This is a genomic window from Vibrio alginolyticus NBRC 15630 = ATCC 17749, from assembly GCF_000354175.2.
Lineage (GTDB): Bacteria > Pseudomonadota > Gammaproteobacteria > Enterobacterales > Vibrionaceae > Vibrio > Vibrio alginolyticus.
The window spans coordinates 1,423,141-1,446,135 of sequence record NC_022349.1 but is presented as its reverse complement, the minus strand read 5'-3'; the positions used below and the strand labels follow the sequence as shown (position 1 = coordinate 1,446,135).

Annotated in this window: 23 protein-coding genes; 22 read left to right on the top strand and 1 reads right to left on the bottom strand. The window is 46.5% G+C overall.

Features of this window, described 5'->3' with window-relative positions:
* The first annotated feature begins 114 nt into the window (after window positions 1–114).
* From fliE to fliJ, 6 genes are all read left to right on the top strand, one after another.
* Window positions 115–426: a flagellar hook-basal body complex protein FliE gene (gene fliE, locus N646_RS06500; RefSeq protein ID WP_005384482.1), complete on the top strand. Its 312-nt coding sequence runs from the start codon at window positions 115–117 to the stop codon at window positions 424–426.
* Window positions 427–440: 14 nt separating this feature from the next.
* Window positions 441–2,183 carry a flagellar basal-body MS-ring/collar protein FliF gene (gene fliF / locus N646_RS06495; protein ID WP_005380462.1) on the top strand — a complete coding sequence of 581 codons (1,743 nt, stop codon included), beginning with the start codon at window positions 441–443 and terminating at the stop codon, window positions 2,181–2,183.
* Entirely contained in the window at window positions 2,176–3,231 is a 1,056-nt protein-coding gene (gene fliG, locus N646_RS06490; RefSeq protein ID WP_005380470.1) for a flagellar motor switch protein FliG, read from the top strand. The genes fliF and fliG overlap by 8 nt, the downstream gene beginning before the upstream one ends.
* Window positions 3,232–3,302: 71 nt before the next feature.
* On the top strand, window positions 3,303–4,103 hold the full coding sequence (fliH, locus tag N646_RS06485; RefSeq protein WP_005380472.1) for a flagellar assembly protein FliH: 801 nt from the start codon (window positions 3,303–3,305) through the stop codon (window positions 4,101–4,103).
* 3 nt (window positions 4,104–4,106) lie between these two features.
* Window positions 4,107–5,426 carry a flagellar protein export ATPase FliI gene (gene fliI / locus N646_RS06480; RefSeq protein ID WP_017820816.1) on the top strand — a complete coding sequence of 440 codons (1,320 nt, stop codon included), beginning with the start codon at window positions 4,107–4,109 and terminating at the stop codon, window positions 5,424–5,426.
* Between the two features lie 6 nt (window positions 5,427–5,432).
* Window positions 5,433–5,876 (top strand): flagellar export protein FliJ, encoded by a 444-nt coding sequence (fliJ, locus tag N646_RS06475; protein ID WP_005380474.1) that lies wholly within the window; start codon window positions 5,433–5,435, stop codon window positions 5,874–5,876.
* A 40-nt stretch (window positions 5,877–5,916) separates the two neighbouring features.
* Here fliJ and N646_RS06470 read toward each other — a convergent pair whose 3' ends face one another.
* Window positions 5,917–6,231, bottom strand: coding sequence for an NIPSNAP family protein (locus tag N646_RS06470; protein WP_017820815.1), 315 nt, complete (start codon window positions 6,229–6,231; stop codon window positions 5,917–5,919).
* 280 nt (window positions 6,232–6,511) lie between these two features.
* Here N646_RS06470 and N646_RS06465 point away from each other — a divergent pair, with 280 nt between their 5' ends.
* The 16 genes from N646_RS06465 to N646_RS06390 all read left to right on the top strand — a co-directional run bounded on the left by N646_RS06465 (window position 6,512) and on the right by N646_RS06390 (window position 22,975).
* Complete coding sequence (locus N646_RS06465; protein WP_017820813.1) at window positions 6,512–8,365, top strand: flagellar hook-length control protein FliK; 1,854 nt, start codon at window positions 6,512–6,514, stop codon at window positions 8,363–8,365.
* An 85-nt stretch (window positions 8,366–8,450) separates the two neighbouring features.
* Complete coding sequence (gene fliL, locus N646_RS06460; protein ID WP_005380477.1) at window positions 8,451–8,954, top strand: flagellar basal body-associated protein FliL; 504 nt, start codon at window positions 8,451–8,453, stop codon at window positions 8,952–8,954.
* 7 nt (window positions 8,955–8,961) lie between these two features.
* Window positions 8,962–10,008, top strand: a complete 1,047-nt coding sequence (gene fliM / locus N646_RS06455) for a flagellar motor switch protein FliM (RefSeq protein ID WP_005380478.1) — start codon at window positions 8,962–8,964, stop codon at window positions 10,006–10,008.
* A 58-nt stretch (window positions 10,009–10,066) separates the two neighbouring features.
* Complete coding sequence (gene fliN, locus N646_RS06450) at window positions 10,067–10,477, top strand: flagellar motor switch protein FliN (RefSeq protein ID WP_005380479.1); 411 nt, start codon at window positions 10,067–10,069, stop codon at window positions 10,475–10,477.
* Window position 10,478: 1 nt separating this feature from the next.
* On the top strand, window positions 10,479–10,892 hold the full coding sequence (gene fliO, locus N646_RS06445; protein WP_017820812.1) for a flagellar biosynthetic protein FliO: 414 nt from the start codon (window positions 10,479–10,481) through the stop codon (window positions 10,890–10,892).
* A complete protein-coding gene (gene fliP / locus N646_RS06440; RefSeq protein ID WP_005380487.1) occupies window positions 10,879–11,748 on the top strand; it encodes a flagellar type III secretion system pore protein FliP in 870 nt (289 codons plus the stop codon). Before fliO ends, fliP begins: the two co-directional genes overlap by 14 nt.
* A gap of 24 nt (window positions 11,749–11,772) precedes the next feature.
* A complete protein-coding gene (gene fliQ / locus N646_RS06435; protein WP_005380488.1) occupies window positions 11,773–12,042 on the top strand; it encodes a flagellar biosynthesis protein FliQ in 270 nt (89 codons plus the stop codon).
* A gap of 8 nt (window positions 12,043–12,050) precedes the next feature.
* Complete coding sequence (gene fliR, locus N646_RS06430; RefSeq protein WP_005384463.1) at window positions 12,051–12,833, top strand: flagellar biosynthetic protein FliR; 783 nt, start codon at window positions 12,051–12,053, stop codon at window positions 12,831–12,833.
* Window positions 12,834–12,836: 3 nt separating this feature from the next.
* Complete coding sequence (gene flhB / locus N646_RS06425; RefSeq protein ID WP_005380490.1) at window positions 12,837–13,967, top strand: flagellar biosynthesis protein FlhB; 1,131 nt, start codon at window positions 12,837–12,839, stop codon at window positions 13,965–13,967.
* A gap of 210 nt (window positions 13,968–14,177) precedes the next feature.
* The gene (gene flhA / locus N646_RS06420; RefSeq protein WP_025998722.1) at window positions 14,178–16,277 is read left to right on the top strand and encodes a flagellar biosynthesis protein FlhA; all 2,100 of its coding nucleotides are present in this window, start codon (window positions 14,178–14,180) and stop codon (window positions 16,275–16,277) included.
* Window positions 16,278–16,305: 28 nt separating this feature from the next.
* A complete protein-coding gene (gene flhF, locus N646_RS06415; protein ID WP_017635950.1) occupies window positions 16,306–17,823 on the top strand; it encodes a flagellar biosynthesis protein FlhF in 1,518 nt (505 codons plus the stop codon).
* Between the two features lie 14 nt (window positions 17,824–17,837).
* Window positions 17,838–18,725 carry a MinD/ParA family protein gene (locus tag N646_RS06410; RefSeq protein ID WP_005380498.1) on the top strand — a complete coding sequence of 296 codons (888 nt, stop codon included), beginning with the start codon at window positions 17,838–17,840 and terminating at the stop codon, window positions 18,723–18,725.
* The gene (locus tag N646_RS06405; protein ID WP_005380499.1) at window positions 18,718–19,452 is read left to right on the top strand and encodes an RNA polymerase sigma factor FliA; all 735 of its coding nucleotides are present in this window, start codon (window positions 18,718–18,720) and stop codon (window positions 19,450–19,452) included. Before N646_RS06410 ends, N646_RS06405 begins: the two co-directional genes overlap by 8 nt.
* 45 nt (window positions 19,453–19,497) lie before the next feature.
* Window positions 19,498–19,866 carry a chemotaxis response regulator CheY gene (gene cheY / locus N646_RS06400; protein ID WP_017635949.1) on the top strand — a complete coding sequence of 123 codons (369 nt, stop codon included), beginning with the start codon at window positions 19,498–19,500 and terminating at the stop codon, window positions 19,864–19,866.
* A 118-nt stretch (window positions 19,867–19,984) separates the two neighbouring features.
* Entirely contained in the window at window positions 19,985–20,725 is a 741-nt protein-coding gene (locus tag N646_RS06395; protein ID WP_005380502.1) for a protein phosphatase CheZ, read from the top strand.
* A gap of 9 nt (window positions 20,726–20,734) precedes the next feature.
* Window positions 20,735–22,975, top strand: a complete 2,241-nt coding sequence (locus N646_RS06390; RefSeq protein WP_005380503.1) for a chemotaxis protein CheA — start codon at window positions 20,735–20,737, stop codon at window positions 22,973–22,975.
* Window positions 22,976–22,995: the final 20 nt, after the last annotated feature.

Genomic DNA, 22,995 nt, shown 5'->3' with positions numbered 1-22,995 from the left:
ACGGCCATAAGACGAAAAGTGTAAGTAAATTGATTGCTAATGTCTTATGGCACGTTAATTGCTGTGTCAATAATCAGTTTTGTTAATAGTCAATCTTTTGGCTTAGAGGTGCTAATGAAAATTGATGGTATTCAGGCAGAAATGCGCGCCATGATGGTAGAAGCAACCAATACGGCTCCTACTGCAAGTGGGGCGAAAGTTGGAGCGGATTTTAACGATCTCCTAACTAAAGCCATCAATAACGTGAACACACTTCAAAAAGCATCTGGTGATTTACAAACCCGTTTTGATCGTGGTGATGCCGATGTATCCCTTTCTGACGTTATGATCGCTCGTAACAAGTCTAGTGTCGCTTTTGATGCGACGGTTCAAATTCGCAATAAACTCGTTGAGGCATATAAAGACCTCATGAACATGCCAGTGTAATTTAGGTAATAAGTGTGGCAGACAAGTCTACAGATTTAACCGTCACTGAAGGCGGCTCAGATGGTGCACTGGTAGCAAGTTCCGATGTGGATGTGGAGAGTCAAAATCCAGATCTAGAGGAGCGCAGTGCGTCAAAATTCGATATGGCAGTGGGCGACCTCGATTTACTTCGTCAGGTTGTGCTTGTGCTGTCGATATCCATCTGTGTTGCATTGATCGTGATGCTGTTCTTTTGGGTCAAAGAACCGGAGATGCGCCCACTTGGTGCGTATGAGACCGAAGAATTGATCCCCGTTCTGGATTATCTGGACCAGCAGAAAATCAATTATAAGCTTGATGGCAATACTGTTTCTGTTGAATCGAGTGAGTACAACTCGATCAAACTTGGCATGGTTCGTTCCGGCGTTAACCAAGCTACAGAAGCGGGCGATGATATTTTGCTGCAAGACATGGGTTTTGGTGTTTCACAACGTCTCGAGCAAGAGCGTCTCAAACTCAGTAGAGAGCGCCAATTAGCTCAAGCAATTGAAGAGATGAAGCAAGTTCGCAAAGCACGAGTGTTATTGGCACTGCCAAAGCACAGCGTGTTTGTGCGTCATAACCAGGAAGCGTCTGCGTCGGTATTTTTGACATTGTCGACAGGCACGAACCTTAAGCAACAAGAAGTGGATTCTATTGTCGACATGGTGGCTAGTGCTGTGCCGGGAATGAAAACTTCTCGAATTACCGTCACAGATCAGCATGGCCGCTTACTCAGCTCAGGCTCCCAAGATCCCGCTTCTGCGGCGCGACGCAAAGAACAAGAATTAGAACGCAGCCAAGAACAAGCGCTGCGCGAAAAAATTGATTCCGTACTATTACCCATTTTAGGTTATGGCAACTATACGGCGCAGGTTGATATCCAAATGGACTTCAGTGCGGTTGAACAAACTCGCAAACGCTTTGATCCGAACACCCCTGCGACCCGCAGTGAGTACGCACTCGAAGATTACAATAACGGTAACATGGTAGCGGGTATTCCGGGTGCGTTGAGTAATCAGCCTCCAGCGGATGCCTCAATTCCGCAAGATGTGGCTCAAATGAAAGATGGTTCTGTCATGGGGCAGGGTTCAGTTCGTAAAGAGTCCACGCGTAACTTTGAGCTAGATACTACCATCAGCCACGAGCGAAAGCAGACCGGGACGGTGGCTCGTCAGACCGTTTCTGTTGCGATTAAAGACCGTCGTCAAGTTAACCCTGATACGGGTGAAGTGACTTATACCCCAATGTCCGAATCTGAAATCAATGCCATTCGCCAAGTATTAATTGGTACCGTTGGCTTTGATCAAGGCCGTGGCGATTTGCTGAATGTATTGAGTGTAAAGTTTGCTGAGCCAGAGGCTGAGCAGCTAGAAGAACCACCAATTTGGGAGCACCCTAACTTCAGTGATTGGGTTCGTTGGTTCGCAAGTGCATTAGTGATTATTGTGGTTGTGTTGGTTCTGGTTCGCCCAGCAATGAAGAAATTGCTTAACCCTACCAGCGATGATGAAGACGAAATGTACGGACCAGACGGCTTGCCGATTGGTGCGGATGGTGAAACTAGCTTGATTGGTAGTGACATCGAAAGCAGCGAACTGTTCGAGTTTGGCTCAAGTATTGATTTGCCAAACCTTCATAAAGATGAAGATGTATTGAAAGCGGTTCGTGCTCTGGTTGCTAATGAACCTGAACTGGCTGCTCAAGTAGTGAAAAACTGGATGAATGACAATGGCTAACGATATCGTACCTCAAGATGACAACGCCGCGGGAATGCCAGTAGAGCTGGATGTTTCAACCATTACTGGCGAAGAAAAAGCGGCAATTTTGCTACTGAGCCTTAATGAACAAGATGCAGCTGGCATTATCCGTCACCTAGAACCAAAACAGGTTCAGCGTGTTGGTAGTGCGATGGCTCGCGCGAAGGATCTCAGCCAAGACAAGGTATCTGCTGTTCATCGTGCTTTTTTGGAGGATATCCAGAAATACACCAACATTGGTATGGGCAGCGAAGACTTTATGCGTAATGCACTGGTTGCCGCTCTTGGTGAAGACAAAGCCAACAACTTAGTTGACCAGATCCTACTTGGTACGGGCTCAAAAGGCTTGGATTCTTTGAAATGGATGGACCCACGCCAAGTGGCGAGCATTATCGTCAATGAACACCCACAGATTCAAACTATCGTACTGTCTTATTTAGAAGCAGACCAATCTGCAGAGATTTTGTCTCAGTTCCCTGAGCGCGTGCGTTTGGATCTGATGATGCGTATTGCCAACCTTGAAGAAGTTCAGCCATCAGCATTGGCAGAGCTGAACGAAATCATGGAGAAACAGTTCGCGGGTCAAGCGGGTGCACAAGCAGCCAAAATTGGCGGCCTGAAAGCAGCAGCGGAGATCATGAACTACCTAGACAACAACGTCGAAGGTTTGTTAATGGAACAAATTCGCGATCAGGACGAAGACATGGCGACGCAAATCCAAGACCTAATGTTTGTCTTCGAAAACTTAGTCGAAGTGGACGACCAAGGTATTCAGAAGTTGCTGCGTGACGTACCACAAGACGTGTTGCAAAAAGCACTCAAAGGTGCAGATGACTCGTTACGTGAGAAAGTCTTCAAGAACATGTCTAAACGTGCTGCTGATATGATGCGTGATGATATAGAAGCGATGCCGCCAGTACGAGTGGCAGATGTAGAAGCCGCTCAGAAAGAAATCTTAGCAATTGCCCGTCGAATGGCGGATGCTGGTGAGCTCATGTTGTCTGGCGGTGCTGACGAATTCTTATAATTTCTATTGCTTCGCAATTATCCTATTGCGGAGCACCCTCACTTCTTAATCGAACACACAATAGGTAACCCATGGCTGGCGATAGAAAACGTGGATTTATCCGTCCTGATGAAGATGATTCGATGATCGAACCTCAACGTTGGGGGCTGCCTGATTATGGCGAGCCTAAAGCCAAACAAGCAAAACAAACCGCGTTCAACTATGACCCGGGATGGGTGCCGAATTTTGATGAGCCTGAAGAAGAGCAGCCACTTGCGCTAACCGAAGAGCAAATTGAACTGATTAAGCAAGGTGCTTATCAAGAAGGCTTACATCAAGGTCAGGAAGCTGGCTTTAAGCAAGGTTACGACAAAGGTAAAGAAGAAGGGTTGCAAGCCGGCCATGCTGAAGGTCTCGAGCTCGGAAAAGCTGAAGGGGTAACTGCAGGGCAAGAATACATTCAGCAGCAAGTTGAAACTTTTATGAACTTGGCCAATCAGTTTGCTCAACCTTTGGAGTTGATGAATGCTCAGGTTGAAAAGCAGCTGGTGGATATGGTGCTCTGCTTAGTCAAAGAAGTGGTGCACGTTGAAGTACAAACCAACCCTCAAATTATTTTAGATACAGTGAAGCAGTCGGTCGAGGCGCTACCAATATCAGGCCACCCTATTACCTTGCACCTGAATCCAGAAGATGTCGCGATTATTCGTTCAGCTTATGGTGAAGAAGACCTTGATTGTCGCAACTGGACGTTAGTTGCTGAACCATCGCTCAATCGAGGTGACGTCCAGATTGAAGCCGGTGAATCAAGCATTAATTATCGCATGGAAGAACGCGTCAAAAGCGTATTGCACAGCTTTTGTGGCGCAAACCGTCATCAAGAGGGTGAGTAATCCATGCAAGCACTCGCTGACCGCTTAAAAAGCTACAAAGTTGAAGGCCTTACGACGCGCCCTGTCGCCTCTGGCAAACTGGTGCGTGTGGTTGGGTTAACGTTGGAAGCGACCGGCTGTCGCTCACCAATTGGCAGTTTATGCTTAGTGGAAACCATGTCAGGTCAGATGGAAGCCGAGGTTGTCGGCTTTTCAGGTGACAACCTATTTTTAATGCCAAGCGAACAAATTACGGGCATTTTACCTGGCGCGAGAGTCACCCCTTTAACCAGTGACGCTGGTTTGCCTGTCGGCATGGAGTTACTTGGGCGCGTGATAGACGGGGTTGGGAATCCACTTGATGGACTTGGCCCTTTGTATACCGATCACCGTGCCTCTTTTAATGCCGAGCCGATCAACCCGTTGGCTCGAAAACCAATTTCTGAACCGCTCGATGTTGGCCTAAAAGCCATCAATGGTTTGTTGACGGTTGGTAAAGGTCAGCGTATCGGTCTGTTTGCAGGTTCTGGTGTGGGTAAATCGGTCACGCTTGGCATGATGACGCGAGGCACCACCGCACAGGTTGTGGTCGTCGGCCTGATAGGTGAGCGTGGACGTGAAGTTAAAGAGTTCATCGAAGAGATCTTGGGTGAGGATGGTCGTCGCCGCTCAGTGGTGGTCGCGGCGCCTGCCGATGCTTCACCTCTAATGCGCTTAAAGGGGTGCCAAACGGCATTAACGATTGCTGAATACTTCCGGGACCAAGGGTTAGATGTTCTGCTATTGATGGACTCGTTGACTCGTTTTGCACAAGCACAGCGTGAAATCGCACTTTCTGTTGGTGAGCCGCCAGCGACGAAAGGTTACCCGCCTTCTGTATTTGCCAAGCTGCCAGCGCTGGTTGAGCGAGCGGGTAATGGAAGTGCCGAGCAAGGCTCGATTACGGCGTTCTTTACCGTGTTGACCGAAGGGGATGATTTGCAAGATCCGATAGCGGATGCATCGCGAGCTATTCTTGATGGCCATATTGTACTTTCTCGTGAAATGGCGGATGCAGGCCATTATCCGGCGATTGATGTCGAGAAGTCGGTGAGCCGTGTTATGCCGCAAATCACGACCGAAGAGCACGTTCTGATGTCAAAAGCGGTGCGACAGGTCTTGTCTATTTGTCGCAAGAATCAAGATTTGGTCTCGATTGGAGCGTACAAACCGGGTACCGATCCTGCTATTGATGGCGCATTTACTTTGAAACCGAAGTTAGACGAATACTTGCAGCAGAGCATGAAAGAATCGGTGCCATACGATATGTGCGTCAATATGCTTAGAAACATTTTGGGTGGGTGATAGCGCATGAATAATGCGATGGAGTTTCTACTTGAGCAAACGAAGGATCGTGAAGACCAAGCTGTGCTTGCACTGAACAAAGCGCGTTCTGAACTCGAAGATTATTACCGTCAGGTTGAACAAATTGAAAAGTATCGGCTTGATTATTGCCAGCAACTCGTCGACCGTGGTCAGGCGGGCCTAACGGCAAGTCAATATGGACACCTAAATCGATTCCTTACCCAGCTAGATGAGACTTTATCTAAGCAAAAGCAAGCAGAAAGTCATTTCAAAGAGCAGGTTGAAAACTGTAAAGAATATTGGTTAACCGTGCGTAAAGAACGCAAATCCTATGAGTGGATGATAGACAAACGCGAAAAAGAGAAACAACTTGCTGAAGCTAAGCGCGAACAAAAGCAAATGGACGAGTTTTCCACCTTACTTTACAGTCGAAAACCACATCGTTTCTAAAGGTTATCGGTTCGATATTGCATTACGGTGTTGCAGTTGACTACATCTCTACCGATTCAAGTAAGGTAACTTTGATTGAGTCTTGTTCAATTAGCTCAAATACCTTCGGTCGAATCTCGCGAACCCACCACTCGTTGTATGTTTCTTCGTAGAGAGCCTGGCGTGCTTGTTCATTGTCGAACTCTCTAAGCCAAACAAAATAGTCATGTCCATCATCACCAGTGTGGACGTAAGTATTCAGCACACGCATGCCTTGTGAGCGTTGATAGGGCAACAGTTCTTCCTTCATCCAACTTAGCCACTGATCTGTTTTGCCTGCTTTGATTCTATATTGGCGTAATTCTGTGATCTTCAAAGTGATTCCTTAATTGTTAAGCCAAGTGTCTGTTTACGCTTATCGTTTTTCAAAGTCAATCAAGTAGCTGTACATCATGTTAGGAACCAGGTTATCGGATAGTATTGTTGATGTTTGTTCCATAAACATGCCATCTATTAGCTTGCCGAGAATTGGCTCAATATTGTGGTGTGATTTTTGCATTTTAGCTGTCAGTGTCGGGTCTTTTTGACCTTAGTTTGCCGCCAGTATTGCTGCCTGCCAGCGATATACTCAGAGCCACGAGAACGAGAGTTTCTAAATGAGTGTGAATTTGTCCCATGTATCTGCGACTACCAAGACGCCAGTTTCTGATGTGTCCGCTAAAGCGTCCGCAGAGAGCACTGAGAGCAAGGGATTTTTAGAAACGTTAACCGATGCGTTTGCTGGTAAACAAAAGCCCGAAAAAGTAGCAACAGAATCGACAGTGGTTGAAGAAAAAGAAAGAGCGGATGTAGGCAGTACTTCTTCTGCTAACGTCTCGGACGAATTGTTGGCGCAAGAAAGCCAAGAATCCGTCAGTGACGAGCCCCATGGTTTTGATGAAATATCAGCAAACAAACCGAATGCAACCTTAAGTGAAGAAGCAAGTTTACAAAAGGCGAGTAACAGCACACCTTTGGAGAATGATGTTGAAGCTATTGAAAAAGTGAAATCAACATCAATCGATACGAGCAACCCATCAAATATAGTGGACGTAAAAAGCACGATGGGCGAAGGACAACAGCTTCTTGGTCGAATTGAACAAGCGAATCAAACCCTGAATGCGAGTAATGCATCCATCGATAGTGGCAAAGTTTTGCCTCAGAGCGCGAATTTAGTGCATTCGTTCCACGAGCAAGCAACCGTTTCGACACACCTTGATGAGCTGGCTTTGAATGAAACGCCATCAGTTCATTCTCTTGAACAAGCACAGATGATCCCAGGACAAGACTTAGAGCCAATTTTAGATAAGAATGGTCAACCTATCGATGTCGACAAACTTTCGCCTGAGTTTGCTGCTTGGCAAGAGCTAGCGAAACAAGCCAGCCATCCGACGGCTAAGAGCGCAGTCAGTGGTGAAGTAGCTAATGATCTGTCGCCGTTGTTAACAGACGTTGATGGTTCCAACATCGACGCGCTTCCACGAGTCTCCTTGGATGAACTTGAAGTTATAGATACTAAGTTGGCGCAAGGAAAACCACTGACTCAGCAAGAAGCTCAGATCATTGAAGGGTTGAAACAAGGAAGGATCACGGCGGATATTCCTGATCAAGACCTTGCCCAATTTGTTGCGCTCCCTAATGACATTAAACAGATTCTCGCAGAGCAACAAGTACAACATAATTTAACTCGCCAGGCTGGACCTATGGCAGTGTCTCAGCAAATCCAGCATACAGCGGCTCAAGTACCCCAGCCACAAACTGCTCATAGTGGAGAAAAAGTCGCATTATCTCCAACGCCCGATACGTTGATAACCGCGCAAGTGCCGACGTCGCTTCAAGGTGTGAAAGACGGAGAGATTAGCCAGAAAGTGATGAACGCAGCATTGGCGACTGGTGCGCTAAAGGCGACTGCGGATAAACAAGATAAGCCGGATCTCCAACACGGTTTCGCTGGACAGCTTCAGGCTATGGCAGGTCAGCAAGGAATTAATGTACAGCAACAAGCGCGTATTGATGCTGCACAACAAGCTCAGCTTCCGTTGCAACTAACTAAAGAGCTAGCCAACGAGCAAGTTGCGGAAAAAGTGCAAATGATGATGTCGAAGAATCTGAAAAATCTCGATATTCGTCTTGATCCACCAGAGTTAGGTCGTATGCAAATTCGTATGACCATGAATAATGACGTTGCCAATGTACATTTTACAGTGAACAACCCGCAAGCTCGTGACATTATTGAACAGACGCTCCCTCGTTTGAGAGAAATGCTAGCACAACAAGGTATGCAGCTGGCTGATTCTTCCGTCCAGCAACAAAACAGCGGGCAACAGCAAGGTAGGTATACTGCTGAACAACATGGTCAAAGCGCGCAAAGTGGCGGTTTTTCTGGACAGTCCGAAGAGGGTTTTGAATCTGATGTCAATCTGGATTTGAATGTCGCTTCAAAGCGTGATGGAATTAGTTTTTACGCATAAAAGGCCGTTTAACGGCAATGGAATATGGTTACCAAGCAACTCACTAAAACGTCTTGGTAACTCAAAAGAACAATAAGAGACAAGAATGGCAGAAGAACAGTTACAAGGGGCCGATGCGCCGAAAGGAAAAAGCAAGTTACTTATCATCATCATCGCTGTTGTAGTATTACTACTTGGTGGCGGGGCAGCGGCATTTTTTCTAATGGGCTCTGATGAACCTGCTCAGGCTGAGTCGTCTCAACAGGCTCAAGTGAAGGCATCGGATGCTGCGCCCATCGCGTATGTGAATCTTCCTCAGGCATTTGTATTTAACGTTACTGGGGATAGCCGCGATAGGTTGGTTCAAATTAAAGCGCAGTTAATGGTTCGCGGTGCAGAAAATGAAGAGTTGGCGCGGTATCATTCGCCACTGATTGAAAGCTCTATGCTATCAACGTTTGCTTCCGCGACGGTTGATCAATTGCGCTCTCCTACAGGACGAGTGGAATTGCGCGATCGTGCTTCCGAAGATATCAAAGCAGCGCTGAATGCTGCGGTCGGTAAGCCAGTGATTGAAAAAGTACTGTTTACAGATTTTGTTATTCAATAGGTAAAACGTGACCGATCTATTAAGCCAAGACGAAATTGATGCGCTATTGCATGGGGTTGACGATGTTGATGACGTCGATGAACCGATAGAAAACGACACTGAGGGCGCCGTCAATTTTGATTTCTCGTCGCAAGACAGAATCGTACGTGGTCGAATGCCGACGCTCGAACTTATCAACGAGCGCTTCGCACGGCACATGCGTATTAGTCTGTTTAATATGCTGCGTAAAACGGCAGAGGTGTCGATCAATGGCGTGCAGATGATGAAGTTTGGTGAATACCAGAACACATTGTACGTGCCAACCAGTTTGAACATGGTGCGTTTTCGTCCGTTAAAAGGCACTGCGTTGATCACCATGGAGGCTCGTTTAGTCTTTATTCTGGTAGAAAACTTCTTTGGCGGTGATGGTCGATTCCACGCCAAAATAGAAGGCCGTGAATTTACCCCAACGGAACGCCGCATCATTCAGTTGTTACTGAAAATTGTATTTGAAGATTATAAAGAAGCGTGGTCGCCAGTGATGGGGGTAGAGTTCGAATATCTCGACTCTGAAGTAAACCCAAGCATGGCAAACATTGTCAGCCCGACAGAAGTGATTGTCGTGAGTTCATTCCATATAGAAGTTGACGGCGGTGGCGGCGATTTTCATGTCGTTATGCCTTACTCCATGGTTGAGCCTATCCGTGAACTATTGGATGCAGGTGTTCAGTCCGACAAGATGGAAACGGACGTTCGCTGGAGCTCAGCACTACGTGAAGAGATCATGGATTGTCCGGTTAACTTCCGTGTGAACTTGCTCGAAAAAGACATTTCTTTGCGTGATCTCATGGAGCTGCAACCGGGCGATATCATCCCGATTGAAATGCCAGAACATGCGACGATGTTTGTAGAAGACCTACCGACCTATCGCGTAAAAATGGGTCGTTCGGAAGATAAATTAGCGGTGCAAATTTCTGAGGAAATTGAGCGCCCACATGTCGTCAAAACAGATTTAGCTTTCTTAGGTAAAGACATCATGTCCGAGCTTGAGAGTGAAGACGATATAGACCATTAAGATACCTTATTAAACAGACATGCTATGGCATGAGTAAGGCGTAACACAGGATAGAAAAATGGAACCAAGTGACGATCAAAAGCTAGCAGACGAATGGGCAGCCGCTCTTGGCGAAGACCCGTCTGCCCCTTCTGTAGACGTAGATGAAGTATTGGCTGCGCCACTGGAAGAGCTAAAAGACACTTCAAGCCCAATTAGCGAAGATGAGCGTCGTAAACTCGACACTATTATGGATATCCCGGTGACGATTTCGATGGAAGTCGGTCGTTCTCAAATTAGCATTCGGAACCTGTTGCAGCTTAACCAAGGTTCGGTTGTTGAATTGGATCGTCTAGCCGGTGAGTCGCTCGACGTATTGGTTAACGGTACTTTGATTGCTCACGGCGAAGTCGTGGTCGTCAACGATAAGTTTGGTATCCGTTTGACGGATGTGATCAGCCAAACTGAACGAATTAAGAAGCTGCGTTAAGATGAGTCGTTCAATCAAAATGCGATTGAAGCAAATCACTGGAGCACTGAGCTTAATACTAAGTGCTCCTTATGCATTTGCTGCCGCACCAAATAATCTAGATCTTGCGACGACACTTGGCTCGCTTGTGCTTGTAATCGGCGTGATTCTTTTGCTGGCTTGGTTGCTGAAACGTATGCAAGTGCCAGCGATGGGACAACAAAAGGGCTTGCGTATAGTGAGTCAGTTGCCAGTGGGTACAAAAGAAAGAATCGCAGTAGTTCAAGTGGGTGAAGAACAGTTTTTGGTTGGGATTACTAGCCAATCGATCCAAACTTTAGCCAAGTTAGATAAGCCACTGAAAGAGGAAGAGTTGGCGACCAATGCTTTTGCGACTCAATTTAGCCAGCTGATCAAAAAACATGACAAAGGGTAATCCAATTCGTTTGCTCCTGAGTACGTTGTTACTTTTTGTCGGCGTGCTGTTTTCTTCATTTACCTTTGCTGAAGCAGAGGAGTCAGCGCTGCCAGATAACTTAGCCGATGGAAGTAGTGTTACAGTTCAGGCTATGCAAAGTGATACTGGTGCTAGCCGTGCTATGTCCGTTTCTAGTGGCGGTGGTATTCCAGCATTCACCATGACCACGAACCCTGATGGCAGTGAAGACTACTCGGTTACACTACAAATTTTAGCGTTAATGACCATGCTTGGCTTCTTGCCTGCCATGGTGATTCTGATGACCTCGTTCACTCGAATTGTGGTGGTGATGTCGATATTGCGTCAGGCAATGGGTTTGCAACAAACGCCTTCTAATCAGGTTATTATTGGTATTGCGCTGTTTTTGACCTTTTTTGTTATGTCCCCTGTCCTGAACGAAATCAACGACAAAGCTGTTCAGCCTTATTTGAACGAGCAAGTCACGGCGCGAGAAGCGTTTGATGCTGCACAAGCGCCAATGAAAGCATTTATGCTTAAGCAGACCCGAATCAAAGACTTGGAGACGTTCGTAACCATGTCAGGAGAGCAAGTCGAGAATCCAGAAGATGTGTCGATGGCGGTGTTGATTCCGGCTTTTATCACCTCAGAGCTAAAAACTGCATTCCAAATTGGCTTTATGCTCTTCTTGCCGTTTTTGATTATTGACCTTGTAGTCGCTTCGGTACTGATGGCAATGGGTATGATGATGTTGTCACCAATGATTGTTTCGTTGCCGTTCAAGTTGATGTTGTTCGTATTGGTCGATGGTTGGAACTTGATACTCTCGACACTTGCGGGCAGCTTTGCCCTTTAGATAAGCGCAGATAGAGGATAAGACATGACACCAGAAATGTTTGTCGAGCTTTTCCGTGAAGCACTTTGGATGGTGCTTATCATGGTCTGCGCTATTATCATCCCAAGCTTGCTTATCGGCCTTGTAGTCGCGATTTTTCAAGCTGCGACATCCATCAACGAACAAACGTTGAGCTTCTTACCGCGTTTGATTGTCACGCTTTTGGCCCTGATGCTGTTTGGGCATTGGATGACGCAAATGTTGATGGAATATTTCTATGGCTTGATTGAACGCTTACCTCAGGTGCTTTATTAGAGGCGCCTATGGAGTACCCCACTAGCGTTGTCTTAGATTGGATCGCAAACTACTTCTGGCCCTATGTTCGTATCTCATCCATGTTGATGGTGATGACAGTAACCGGGGCCCGATTTGTTTCGCCAAGAATCCGCCTTTACCTCGGTTTAGCCATCACTTTCGCTGTCATGCCAGCTATCCCCGCCGTACCTCAAGACATTGAGCTACTCTCGTTTCGTGGCTTCATGACCATTGCCGAGCAAATGATCATCGGCATAGCGATGGGTATGGTTACTCAATTTATGATTCAAACCTTTGTCCTGCTGGGTCAAATATTGGGTATGCAATCAAGTTTGGGCTTTGCTTCTATGGTCGATCCCGCAAATGGTCAGAACACGCCATTGCTTGGTCAGTTATTCATGTTCTTAACGACAATGTTTTTCCTTGCCACCGATGGACACTTAAAAATGCTGCAATTGGTGGTGTTCAGTTTTAAAACTTTGCCGATTGGCTCCGGCTCGCTCAACGCGGTTGATTTCCGTGAAATGGCAGGCTGGCTTGGTATTATGTTCCAAACGGCATTGAGTATGTCTCTATCCGGCATTATTGCACTACTGACCATTAACTTGTCGTTTGGTGTAATGACCCGTGCCGCACCACAGCTGAATATCTTCTCGCTTGGTTTTGCTTTTGCTTTGATGGTGGGTCTATTACTTTGTTGGTACATACTGGCTGGTCTATACAGTCATTATGAAATGTTCTGGACAGTGGGTGAGGCGCAGATTTGTCGGCTCATTCGCTTGGAGTGCTAAGATTTGGCAGAATCAGACGGTCAGGAACGCACCGAAGAAGCCACGCCCCGACGGTTACAACAAGCCAGAGAAAAGGGGCAGGTCGCTCGATCTAAAGAGCTTGCATCAGCATCTGTGCTGATCGTTGGCGCCATTTCATTGATGTGGTTTGGCGAGGCGTTAGCACGTTCATTGTTTTCCATCATGAGCCGTTTATTTGATCTTCAACGAGAAGAGATTTTCGATACTGCAAAACTGTTTGATATCGCTTTGGGCGCGATGAGTGATTTGTTGTTCCCACTATTTTTGGTGTTAGCGACATTGTTTACCGCCGCCATGATTGGAGCAGCAGGTGTGGGAGGAATCAGTTTTTCTGCCCAAGCGGCCATGCCCAAGCTGTCGAAAATGAATCCGCTTAGCGGCTTAAAGCGAATGGTTGGCATGCAAAGCTGGGTAGAGTTGATCAAATCAATCCTTAAAGTGGTTCTGGTCACTGGTGTCGCCATCTATTTGATCCAAGCATCACAGGCCGATCTGATTCAATTGAGCATGGATGTGTATCCGCAAAACATCTTCCATGCTTTAGATATTTTGCTGAACTTTATTTTGCTGATCAGTTGCTCGCTATTGATTGTGGTTGCCATCGATATTCCATTTCAAATTTGGCAGCACGCCGATCAGTTAAAAATGACCAAGCAAGAAGTCAAAGACGAATACAAAGAGACTGAAGGTAAGCCGGAAGTGAAAGGCCGTATTCGTATGTTGCAAAGGGAAGCGGCTCAACGTCGAATGATGGCGGACGTTCCTCAAGCTGATGTTATTGTTACTAACCCAGAGCACTTCTCGGTAGCGCTTCGTTATAAACAGAAGACAGACCGTGCGCCAGTCGTGATCGCTAAAGGTACTGACCACATGGCGATGAAGATTCGAGAAGTCGCCCGCGAACATGACATTACGATTGTGCCCGCACCACCTTTGGCTCGTGCGTTGTACCACACGACAGAGCTCGAGCAAGAGATCCCCGATGGGTTATTTACTGCCGTCGCTCAGGTTTTGGCATTTGTATTCCAATTGAAGCAATACCGAAAACGAGGTGGACAGCGCCCGAAAATTCAAGATTATGATTTGCCAATCCCGCCCGAGCACCGTCATTGATACGAAAAGCTGTAAAGCCTTAAAAAAGCTCGTTTGATCAAAAGCTAAGCTCTATTTGAGTGTTTAGTCATTATTTTGGCGCTAATTATGGTACATAGATTGCTTAAAACGCTTTAATTATCAACCCTACCTAAACTTTTAGGCTAAAGCGGTCGCGTATTAATAGTAAGAGCTTACGTGACGCTTCAATCGATTGAGATCTCTCGCAGTATGAAGTTAAGCCTGCCGTTTGCAGATAAATTGCCACGAATCCCTCAACGTGAAATGCCAGCTATTGGTGCTCCGGTGATGGTTTTGGCCACCCTAGCGATGGTGGTACTGCCGATTCCAGCATTTTTGCTGGATATGTTCTTCACCTTTAACATCGCGCTGTCGATGGTGGTGTTGTTAGTGACCGTTTACACACGTCGCCCTTTGGACTTCGCTGCTTTTCCAACGGTATTGCTGATCGCCACGTTGCTCCGCTTGGCTTTGAACGTTGCCTCGACTCGTGTCGTCTTACTGCATGGTCATGAAGGCGGTAATGCGGCAGGTAACGTAATTGAGGCGTTCGGTAACGTCGTTATTGGTGGTAACTACGCGGTCGGCCTAGTGGTTTTCCTCATCTTAATGATCATCAACTTTATGGTGGTGACCAAAGGTGCGGGTCGTATCTCTGAGGTAAGTGCTCGCTTTACGCTTGATGCGTTGCCGGGTAAGCAAATGGCGATTGATGCGGACTTGAATGCCGGATTGATAGACCAAGAGCAGGCAAGAGTTCGTCGTTTTGAAGTGACCAAAGAAGCGGATTTCTATGGCTCGATGGATGGTGCCTCGAAGTTCGTAAAAGGTGACGCGATTGCCGGTATTTTGATTCTGTTTATCAACATCGTCGGCGGTCTGTCGATCGGTATGGCGCAATATGGATTGGGTTTCGGTGAAGCGATTGAAATCTATACCTTACTGACAATCGGTGATGGTTTGGTCGCACAAATCCCATCGCTATTGCTGTCAATTGCAGCGGCAATGATGGTGACACGCCAAAACACCGATGAAGACATGGGTGAACAACTGGTTTTCCAGATGTTCGACAACCCAAAAGCGCTGATGATTACTGCGGCTATTCTTGGTGTGATGGGCATCGTACCGGGCATGCCACACTTTGCGTTTTTGAGCCTGGCAGTCGCGGCCGGTGCAGCGGCATATTTCATCGACAAACGGCAGAAGCAGAAAGCGAAAGAGCCCGCTTTACCAGCAACAGCAGACGAAGGTACAGAACCTTCCTCACAGCGCGAACTGTCTTGGGATGACGTCCAGCCAGTCGATATTATTGGCTTGGAAGTCGGTTATCGCTTAATCCCTTTGGTGGACAGAGACCAAGGTGGGGAACTGTTAGAGCGCGTAAAAGGCGTGCGTAAAAAGTTATCGCAAGATTTTGGGTTCCTAATTCCAGCGGTTCATATTCGTGACAATCTTGAGCTGACCCCAAACAGTTACCGAATTACATTGATGGGGGTTGCGGTGGGCGAAGCAGAGATTCGTCCGGATCAAGAGTTAGCGATTAACCCAGGTCAGGTGTATGGCATGATTGATGGTGAGCCAACCATTGACCCTGCTTTTGGACTGGAAGCCGTATGGATCCGAGAAGATCAGCGTGAGCACGCGCAAGCCTTAGGTTATACGGTGGTTGATTCATCAACGGTATTAGCGACGCACCTAAGCCAGCTATTGACCAACAACGCATCACAGCTAATTGGCCATGAAGAAGTAGAGAATTTATTAGAAATGTTGGGACGCAGCGCGCCTAAGTTGGTCGAGAACTTTGTTCCTGACCAATTACCATTAGGTGTGGTGGTGAAAGTCCTACAAAACTTGTTAAACGAGGCCATTCCAATCCGCGATATTCGCACGATTGTTCAAACTTTGGCTGAGTACTCAAGTAAGAGTCAAGAAGCTGACATATTGACGGCAGCAGTTCGAATTAGTCTTAAACGTCTAATTGTTCAAGAAATCAATGGTATAGAGCCTGAGTTACCAGTGATCACTTTAATACCCGAACTGGAACAAATATTGCATCAAACTATGCAAGCATCAGGAGGCGAATCCGCGGGGATTGAACCGGGACTCGCTGAGCGATTGCAGTCTTCACTAAGCCAAGCGACACAGGAACAAGAACTGAAAGGCGAACCTGCCGTTCTGCTTACTTCTGGTGTATTACGCTCGACGTTGGCGAAATTTGTGAAGAACACAATACCTAATCTCCGGGTACTGTCTTACCAAGAAATCCCGGATGAAAAACAGATCAGAATTGTGCAAGCCGTGGGTAACTGATCTCACGCATCATTAATGGATTCATAGTTTGAAAATAAAGCGATTTTTTGCCAAAGACATGAGAACGGCGCTGCTCCAAGTGAAAGAGGAGTTAGGCGCGGAAGCTGTGATCATGTCAAACAAGAAAGTGGCTGGTGGAGTAGCGATTGTTGCGGCGATAGATAGTGAATCTAATCCGCCTCAAGCAAGCGCAGCGTCACAGCAAAATCGCGGTGCTTCTCAATCGAATCGCTATAACGAACATCGTCAAATGTCATCGTCTTCTGCTGATCGTTACCAAGATCGTCATTTAGATGAAGATAAAATTAGCCTGAACAGTAATAACAGTAACAATGAAAAAACAGGCTCAATGACGCAGCGATTCGCTAATATGCTTAAGCAATATAGCGGTGGTGCAGCAGATGCTGACGATCACGTAGCGGAAAATGAAGATTCGCTCTCTGCTTTGCTGCAACGCCAAAATAAGCATCGCGACGGCTACAACCAAGAAAAGCCAGCGCCATATCAACCAGATTCACCTTTGGCGAAGCTAATCGCACAGGACAATCGATTTGAACGTCCGACGCCCAAGCTGGATCCGACGCGATATGACCGACGTCGCCCAAGTGATGAGCGTGACGAATCGGCCGATGAGCTAGAAAGCATGCGCGAAGAGATGACGTCAATTCGTCGTCTGTTGGAGCACCAAGTTTCTGGCCTGATGTGGCAAGAAGTAGAACGCCGTGAGCCGCTAAGAGCAATGCTGATTAAGCGCTTAGAGCGAATGGGCGTTTCTCCGGAGTTAGCAGACCAGATGGCCTGTTATATTCCGGAAGATACAAAGCCAGCGCGAGCGTGGAAAGCGTTATTGTCGCTGGTGGCGGATCAAATCAATATTCCTAAACAGGACATTTTAAAACGTGGTGGCGTAGTCGCATTGTTGGGTCCGACTGGGGTTGGGAAAACAACAACCGTAGCGAAACTCGCAGCACGCGCAGCCATGGAATACGGTGCCGACAATGTGGCCCTTGTGACAACAGATACATATCGCATAGGTGCACATGAGCAACTCTCAATTTACGGAAGAATCATGGGTTGTCCCGTAAGAGTTGCTAAAGATTCTAACGAGTTAGCCGATGTTATATATCAGCTAAGAAACAGAAGACTGATTTTGGTCGATACGGCAGGGATGGGGCAACGAGATGTGAGGCTTTCCGAGCAGCTCGACACTCTAATGCAAGAGAGCGGAGAAGTGATTCACAGCTACCTTGTTTTGCCGGCTACCGCACAACGTCGTGTTCTACAAGAAACGCTGGATCACTTCCGACGTATACCACTTTCGGGTTGTATTATGACGAAGCTTGATGAGTCATTAAGCCTAGGCGAATTCATCAGTGTAGTGATTCAAAACGCAATGCCAGTAGCTTACATCGCTAATGGTCAGCGCGTACCAGAAGACATTGTGATAGCGCAACCAAAATATATGCTTGCGAAAGCAAATGAACTGTTAGAGAAGTCGACAGAGAACGAACCTCACTTTTGGAACAGTGACAGTGAAGGACTCTAAGGCGGCGGACTACTATGACTGAGAATATGATACACGATCAAGCAAGCGGCCTCCGTCGCTTAACACAACCATCGTTGACCAAAGTGATTGCTGTTACTGGCGGCAAAGGTGGTGTGGGGAAATCAAACGTAACACTGGGTCTGGCGATTTGTATGGCTCGCCAAGGCAAGAAGGTGATGGTTCTCGACGCTGATTTAGGTCTGGCCAATGTGGACGTGATGCTCGGAATTCGTGCAAAACGTAATCTAGGACATGTCTTAGCGGGTGAATGTGAGCTAAAAGATGCGATTGTCGAAGGGCCTTATGGTATAAAGATAATTCCTGCAACTTCTGGCACACAGAGCATGACAGAGCTTTCTCACGCTCAGCATGCTGGACTCATCCGAGCATTTGGTAGTCTTGAAGACGAAATGGATGTCCTGCTGATTGATACCGCTGCTGGTATCTCTGACATGGTAATCAGTTTTTCGCGAGCAGCTCAAGATGTGGTTGTAGTTGTGTGTGATGAACCGACGTCAATCACAGATGCCTATGCATTAATCAAGCTGTTGAGTAAAGAACACCAAGTTCAACGCTTTAAAGTTGTAGCAAATATGGTCAGAAGCTACCGTGAAGGGCGAGAATTGTTTGCAAAGTTGACACTAGTCACAGAGCGATTCTTGAATGTTAGCCTTGAACTCGTAGCATGTATTCCATTAGATGATAAAGTACGACAGGCTGTAAAAAGACAAAAAATTGTCGTTGATGCGTTCCCACGCTCGCCTGCCGCTTTAGCTATCAGCTCACTAGCAAACAAAGCGTTGACGTGGCCACTACCGAAAACACCAAGTGGACACTTGGAATTTTTTGTGGAAAGGTTGCTAAATCGTACCGAATTCGCAGAGGACCCTTTTGGTGAATAAAGCGATAACCTATGACCAACATGGCAAATTTAATAGCCAGCAGGCGTTCATTGAACGTTATTCAGTGTTGGTTAAGCGCATTGCTCACCACCTACTAGGCCGTTTACCGCCGAGTGTTCAGGTAGAGGATTTAATTCAGGCCGGCATGATCGGTCTTATCGAAGCTCAGCAGAATTATGATGGTTCTAAAGGTGCGAGCTTTGAAACTTATGCAGGTATCCGTATTCGTGGCGCAATGTTAGATGACATGCGTAAAGGCGATTGGGTACCGCGTTCTGTTCATAAAAATAATCGAGAGATTAACCAAGCGATTGCGGAGCTGGAAGGCGAATTAAATCGAGATCCTACTGATTCTGAAGTAGCCACGCATCTCGGTATGACACTGGATCAATATCATAGTGCTCTTACCGATATCAACTGCTCAAAATTAGTCGGTATTGAAGATTTAGGCGTTTCTGATGATGTGATTTCACCGGCGGATGAAACCGATGACAGCAACCCATTCAAAGGGGTAGTTGATGAATCATTTCGAAAAGCACTGGTTGAATCAATAAAACAGCTTCCAGAGCGTGAAGCTTTGGTTCTTTCGCTTTATTATGATGAAGAACTCAATTTGAAAGAAATTGGCGATGTGTTAGGCGTAAGCGAATCTCGCGTAAGTCAAATACTGAGTCAAGCGATGCAACGTTTACGTACCAAGCTCAGTGCGTGGACACAAAATGACTAAAAACACTGATTTTACGATTCAGTGGAGGCAATTTTGAATAAAAACATGAAGATCCTTATTGTTGATGATTTCTCAACAATGCGCCGTATTGTTAAAAACCTGCTTCGTGACTTGGGTTTCAATAACACTCAAGAAGCGGACGATGGTTTAACCGCATTACCAATGCTGAAAAAAGGTGACTTCGATTTTGTTGTAACTGACTGGAACATGCCAGGTATGCAAGGCATCGATTTGCTTAAACACATCCGCGCGGATGCAGAACTTAAGCATCTGCCAGTTCTAATGATCACGGCTGAAGCGAAGCGTGAGCAGATCATTGAAGCTGCTCAAGCAGGTGTAAACGGCTACATTGTTAAGCCATTTACTGCTGCAACATTAAAAGAAAAATTAGATAAAATTTTCGAGCGTTTATAACTCTCTCTTTCTCTTTGTTATTCGAGTCATTCATACCAATTATTAAATACCTATTAAATGACTCGTTTAGCGTTTTCAAAGTGATAAGAAGAACTAAACGTAAAAGGGTCTATTCAGAATGATCTCACTAGAGCAGGCGAAGTCACTCGTTCAAATGCTAGAAAACGGGGAACAAGACCAAGCCAATATGCTTGTTGCCTCGATCTACGAAGGTGCCGATAACCCAATGCTGCAAGAAATTGGAGCGTTAACTCGAGACCTTCACGAATCACTCAAGCAGTTCAGTCTCGATCAGCGCATGACCGAAATTGCGAAAGACGAAATCCCTAACGCTAGGGATCGTCTCAATTATGTGATCGAGAAGACAGAGCTTGCAGCCAACAAAACAATGGATGCGGTCGACTGCTGCCTTCCTATCGCTGACAACCTGCATGATTGCCTTCTAAAAGTTCGTCCTCAATGGAATGAACTCATGCACGGGCGCATAGAATTAAGCGAATTTAAAGCACTGTGCCACCGAATCGACGGGCTATTAGTGCAAGTCGAAGGGGACAGCACTGAATTGCGCGGCCAGTTGACCGAAATTCTCATGGCGCAAGACTTCCAAGACCTAACTGGCCAAATCATTCGCCGCGTAATTACGTTGGTTAATGAAGTTGAAGGCCGCTTAGTGGAAATCCTAACCGTATTCTCTGGAAATAAACTTGAAGAACACATTCAAGTTTTGTCAGAACCGGCAGATAAAAAGAATACACAAACAAGCGAAGCCGAAGGCCCGATTCTTCATCCAGAACTGAGAGAAGATGCGGTTTCATCGCAGGACGAAGTCGATGACTTGTTGTCCAGTCTTGGATTTTAAAGGTAACGTATGAGCTACGATTTAGACGAAGATATTCTTCAGGACTTTCTCATTGAGGCTGGGGAAATTCTCGAGCTGCTTTCTGAGCAGTTGGTTGAATTAGAAAATAACCCAGAAGACAAAGACTTACTTAATGCTATTTTCCGCGGGTTTCATACCGTAAAAGGCGGTGCCGGCTTCCTTTCATTGGCAGAGCTAGTCGATACTTGTCATGGTGCGGAGAACGTGTTCGACGTTTTACGAAACGGTCAACGCACGGTAACGCAAAACTTAATGGATACGATGCTAAAAGCCTTGGATACGGTTAATACCCAGTTCCAGGCTGTTCAAGATCGTGAGCCGTTAGAAGCTGCGGACCCTGAGCTTCTTGAAGAACTTCATCGTCTATGCAAACCTGAGTCAGAAGATGAAGTAGCGGCAACCGTAGTTGAAGAACCAGTGGCTACTCCAGAGCCTATTATTCCCGAGCCTATCATCGAAGAACCTGCTGCGCCGTCAGCACCATCAAGTGTCGGCTCTGTTGATGAAATTACCCAAGACGAATTCGAAAAGCTACTGGATGAGCTTCATGGTAAAGGTTCAGCGCCAGGCACCTCAATGTCTGCGACACCTACAACGCCATCTGAACCGCCTCAATCGAGTGCACCATCAGTTGAAAGTGGTGATATCACTGATGATGAGTTTGAACGTTTACTCGATGAACTGCACGGTGTAGGAAAAAGCCCTTCTACGGCAGAGGCTGCTGCATCTGCATCCGTACCAGTAGAGCCACCTAAAGCGGCAGAGCCTTCCGCTCCAGTGTCATCTTCATCAAATCAAGACAGTGACTTAATGACGGACGAAGAGTTCGAAAAGTTACTCGATGAGCTACATGGTTCAGGTAAAGGTCCAACGCTAGAAGAATTGGATATGGCAACGAAGCCAGCGTCAGCAAACGTAGAGCAAAGCCCTGCGAAACCTGAGCCTGTTGCTAAGCCAGCACCCGTTCAAGCAGCGCCAGCACCAAAGCCAGAATCTAAACCAGTCGCGGTAAAAGAAGAAGCTAAAGCACCAGCGGTTAAAAAACCTCAGGCTGAAGCAACCGTTCGTGTTGATACCTCGACACTTGATACCATCATGAACATGGTGGGTGAGCTCGTATTGGTTCGAAACCGCCTATTAAGCCTTGGTTTGAATAGCGACAACGAAGAGATGTCCAAAGCGGTCGCTAACCTTGACGTGGTAACTGCGGATCTACAAGGCGCGGTAATGAAAACGCGTATGCAGCCAATTAAGAAAGTGTTTGGCCGCTTCCCACGCGTTGTTCGTGACTTGGCTCGTAACCTAAATAAAGACATCGTGCTAGAAATGCGCGGTGAAGAAACCGACCTCGATAAAAACCTTGTAGAAGCATTGGCCGATCCGTTGATTCACTTGGTGCGTAACTCAGTTGATCACGGTATTGAAATGCCAGACGCACGCGCGAAGGCAGGCAAATCACGCACAGGTAAAGTGATTTTGTCAGCATCGCAAGAAGGGGACCATATTGAACTATCCATCGTAGATGATGGTGGCGGTATGGACCCGAACAAACTTCGTGGCATCGCGGTGAAGCGTGGCATGATGGATGAAGATGCGGCGGCGCGTTTAACAGACAAAGAGTGCTTCAACCTTATCTTCGCACCTGGTTTCTCAAGTAAAGATAAAATTTCTGACATCTCTGGTCGTGGTGTGGGTATGGACGTGGTTAAGACGGCGATCAATACCTTAAACGGTTCAATCGATATCGATTCTGAGCTAGGCAAGGGCACTAAGATTACGATCAAAGTACCACTAACGTTAGCGATTTTACCGACTCTGATGGTTGGTGTTGGCGGTCATCCGTTTGCTCTACCACTGGCTTCGGTGAGTGAAATTTTCCACTTAGATCTTAGCCGTACAAACGTGGTAGATGGTCAGCTGACGATCATTGTGCGAGAGAAATCTATCCCACTATTTTACTTACAAAACTGGTTAGCATCTAAATCGCAAAACGTCCAAGAGCGTACAGGTCACGGTCACGTGGTGATTGTACAGATTGGTAACCAACGCGTTGGTTTTGTTGTGGATACGCTTATTGGTCAAGAAGAAGTGGTTATTAAGCCTCTCGATAATCTATTACAGGGCACTCCAGGTATGGCTGGTGCGACAATTACTAGCGATGGCCATATTGCATTAATTCTAGATGTGCCTGATTTACTTAAGCGATATGCTGCGGCTTCACGCCTTTAAGCAAAGCTGACGTTATTAAA

Coding starts and splice junctions, on each gene's coding strand:
- fliJ (WP_005380474.1), top strand. CDS start 5,433: ATGAATAATGCGATGGAGTTTCTACTTGAGCAAACGAAGGATCGTGAA.
- N646_RS06410 (WP_005380498.1), top strand. CDS start 17,838: ATGACTGAGAATATGATACACGATCAAGCAAGCGGCCTCCGTCGCTTA.
- fliR (WP_005384463.1), top strand. CDS start 12,051: ATGGAGTACCCCACTAGCGTTGTCTTAGATTGGATCGCAAACTACTTC.
- cheY (WP_017635949.1), top strand. CDS start 19,498: ATGAAGATCCTTATTGTTGATGATTTCTCAACAATGCGCCGTATTGTT.
- fliE (WP_005384482.1), top strand. CDS start 115: ATGAAAATTGATGGTATTCAGGCAGAAATGCGCGCCATGATGGTAGAA.
- fliO (WP_017820812.1), top strand. CDS start 10,479: ATGAGTCGTTCAATCAAAATGCGATTGAAGCAAATCACTGGAGCACTG.
- fliQ (WP_005380488.1), top strand. CDS start 11,773: ATGACACCAGAAATGTTTGTCGAGCTTTTCCGTGAAGCACTTTGGATG.
- fliI (WP_017820816.1), top strand. CDS start 4,107: ATGCAAGCACTCGCTGACCGCTTAAAAAGCTACAAAGTTGAAGGCCTT.
- fliL (WP_005380477.1), top strand. CDS start 8,451: ATGGCAGAAGAACAGTTACAAGGGGCCGATGCGCCGAAAGGAAAAAGC.
- flhA (WP_025998722.1), top strand. CDS start 14,178: ATGAAGTTAAGCCTGCCGTTTGCAGATAAATTGCCACGAATCCCTCAA.
- fliG (WP_005380470.1), top strand. CDS start 2,176: ATGGCTAACGATATCGTACCTCAAGATGACAACGCCGCGGGAATGCCA.
- fliH (WP_005380472.1), top strand. CDS start 3,303: ATGGCTGGCGATAGAAAACGTGGATTTATCCGTCCTGATGAAGATGAT.
- fliP (WP_005380487.1), top strand. CDS start 10,879: ATGACAAAGGGTAATCCAATTCGTTTGCTCCTGAGTACGTTGTTACTT.
- N646_RS06465 (WP_017820813.1), top strand. CDS start 6,512: ATGAGTGTGAATTTGTCCCATGTATCTGCGACTACCAAGACGCCAGTT.
- N646_RS06395 (WP_005380502.1), top strand. CDS start 19,985: ATGATCTCACTAGAGCAGGCGAAGTCACTCGTTCAAATGCTAGAAAAC.
- fliN (WP_005380479.1), top strand. CDS start 10,067: ATGGAACCAAGTGACGATCAAAAGCTAGCAGACGAATGGGCAGCCGCT.
- N646_RS06390 (WP_005380503.1), top strand. CDS start 20,735: ATGAGCTACGATTTAGACGAAGATATTCTTCAGGACTTTCTCATTGAG.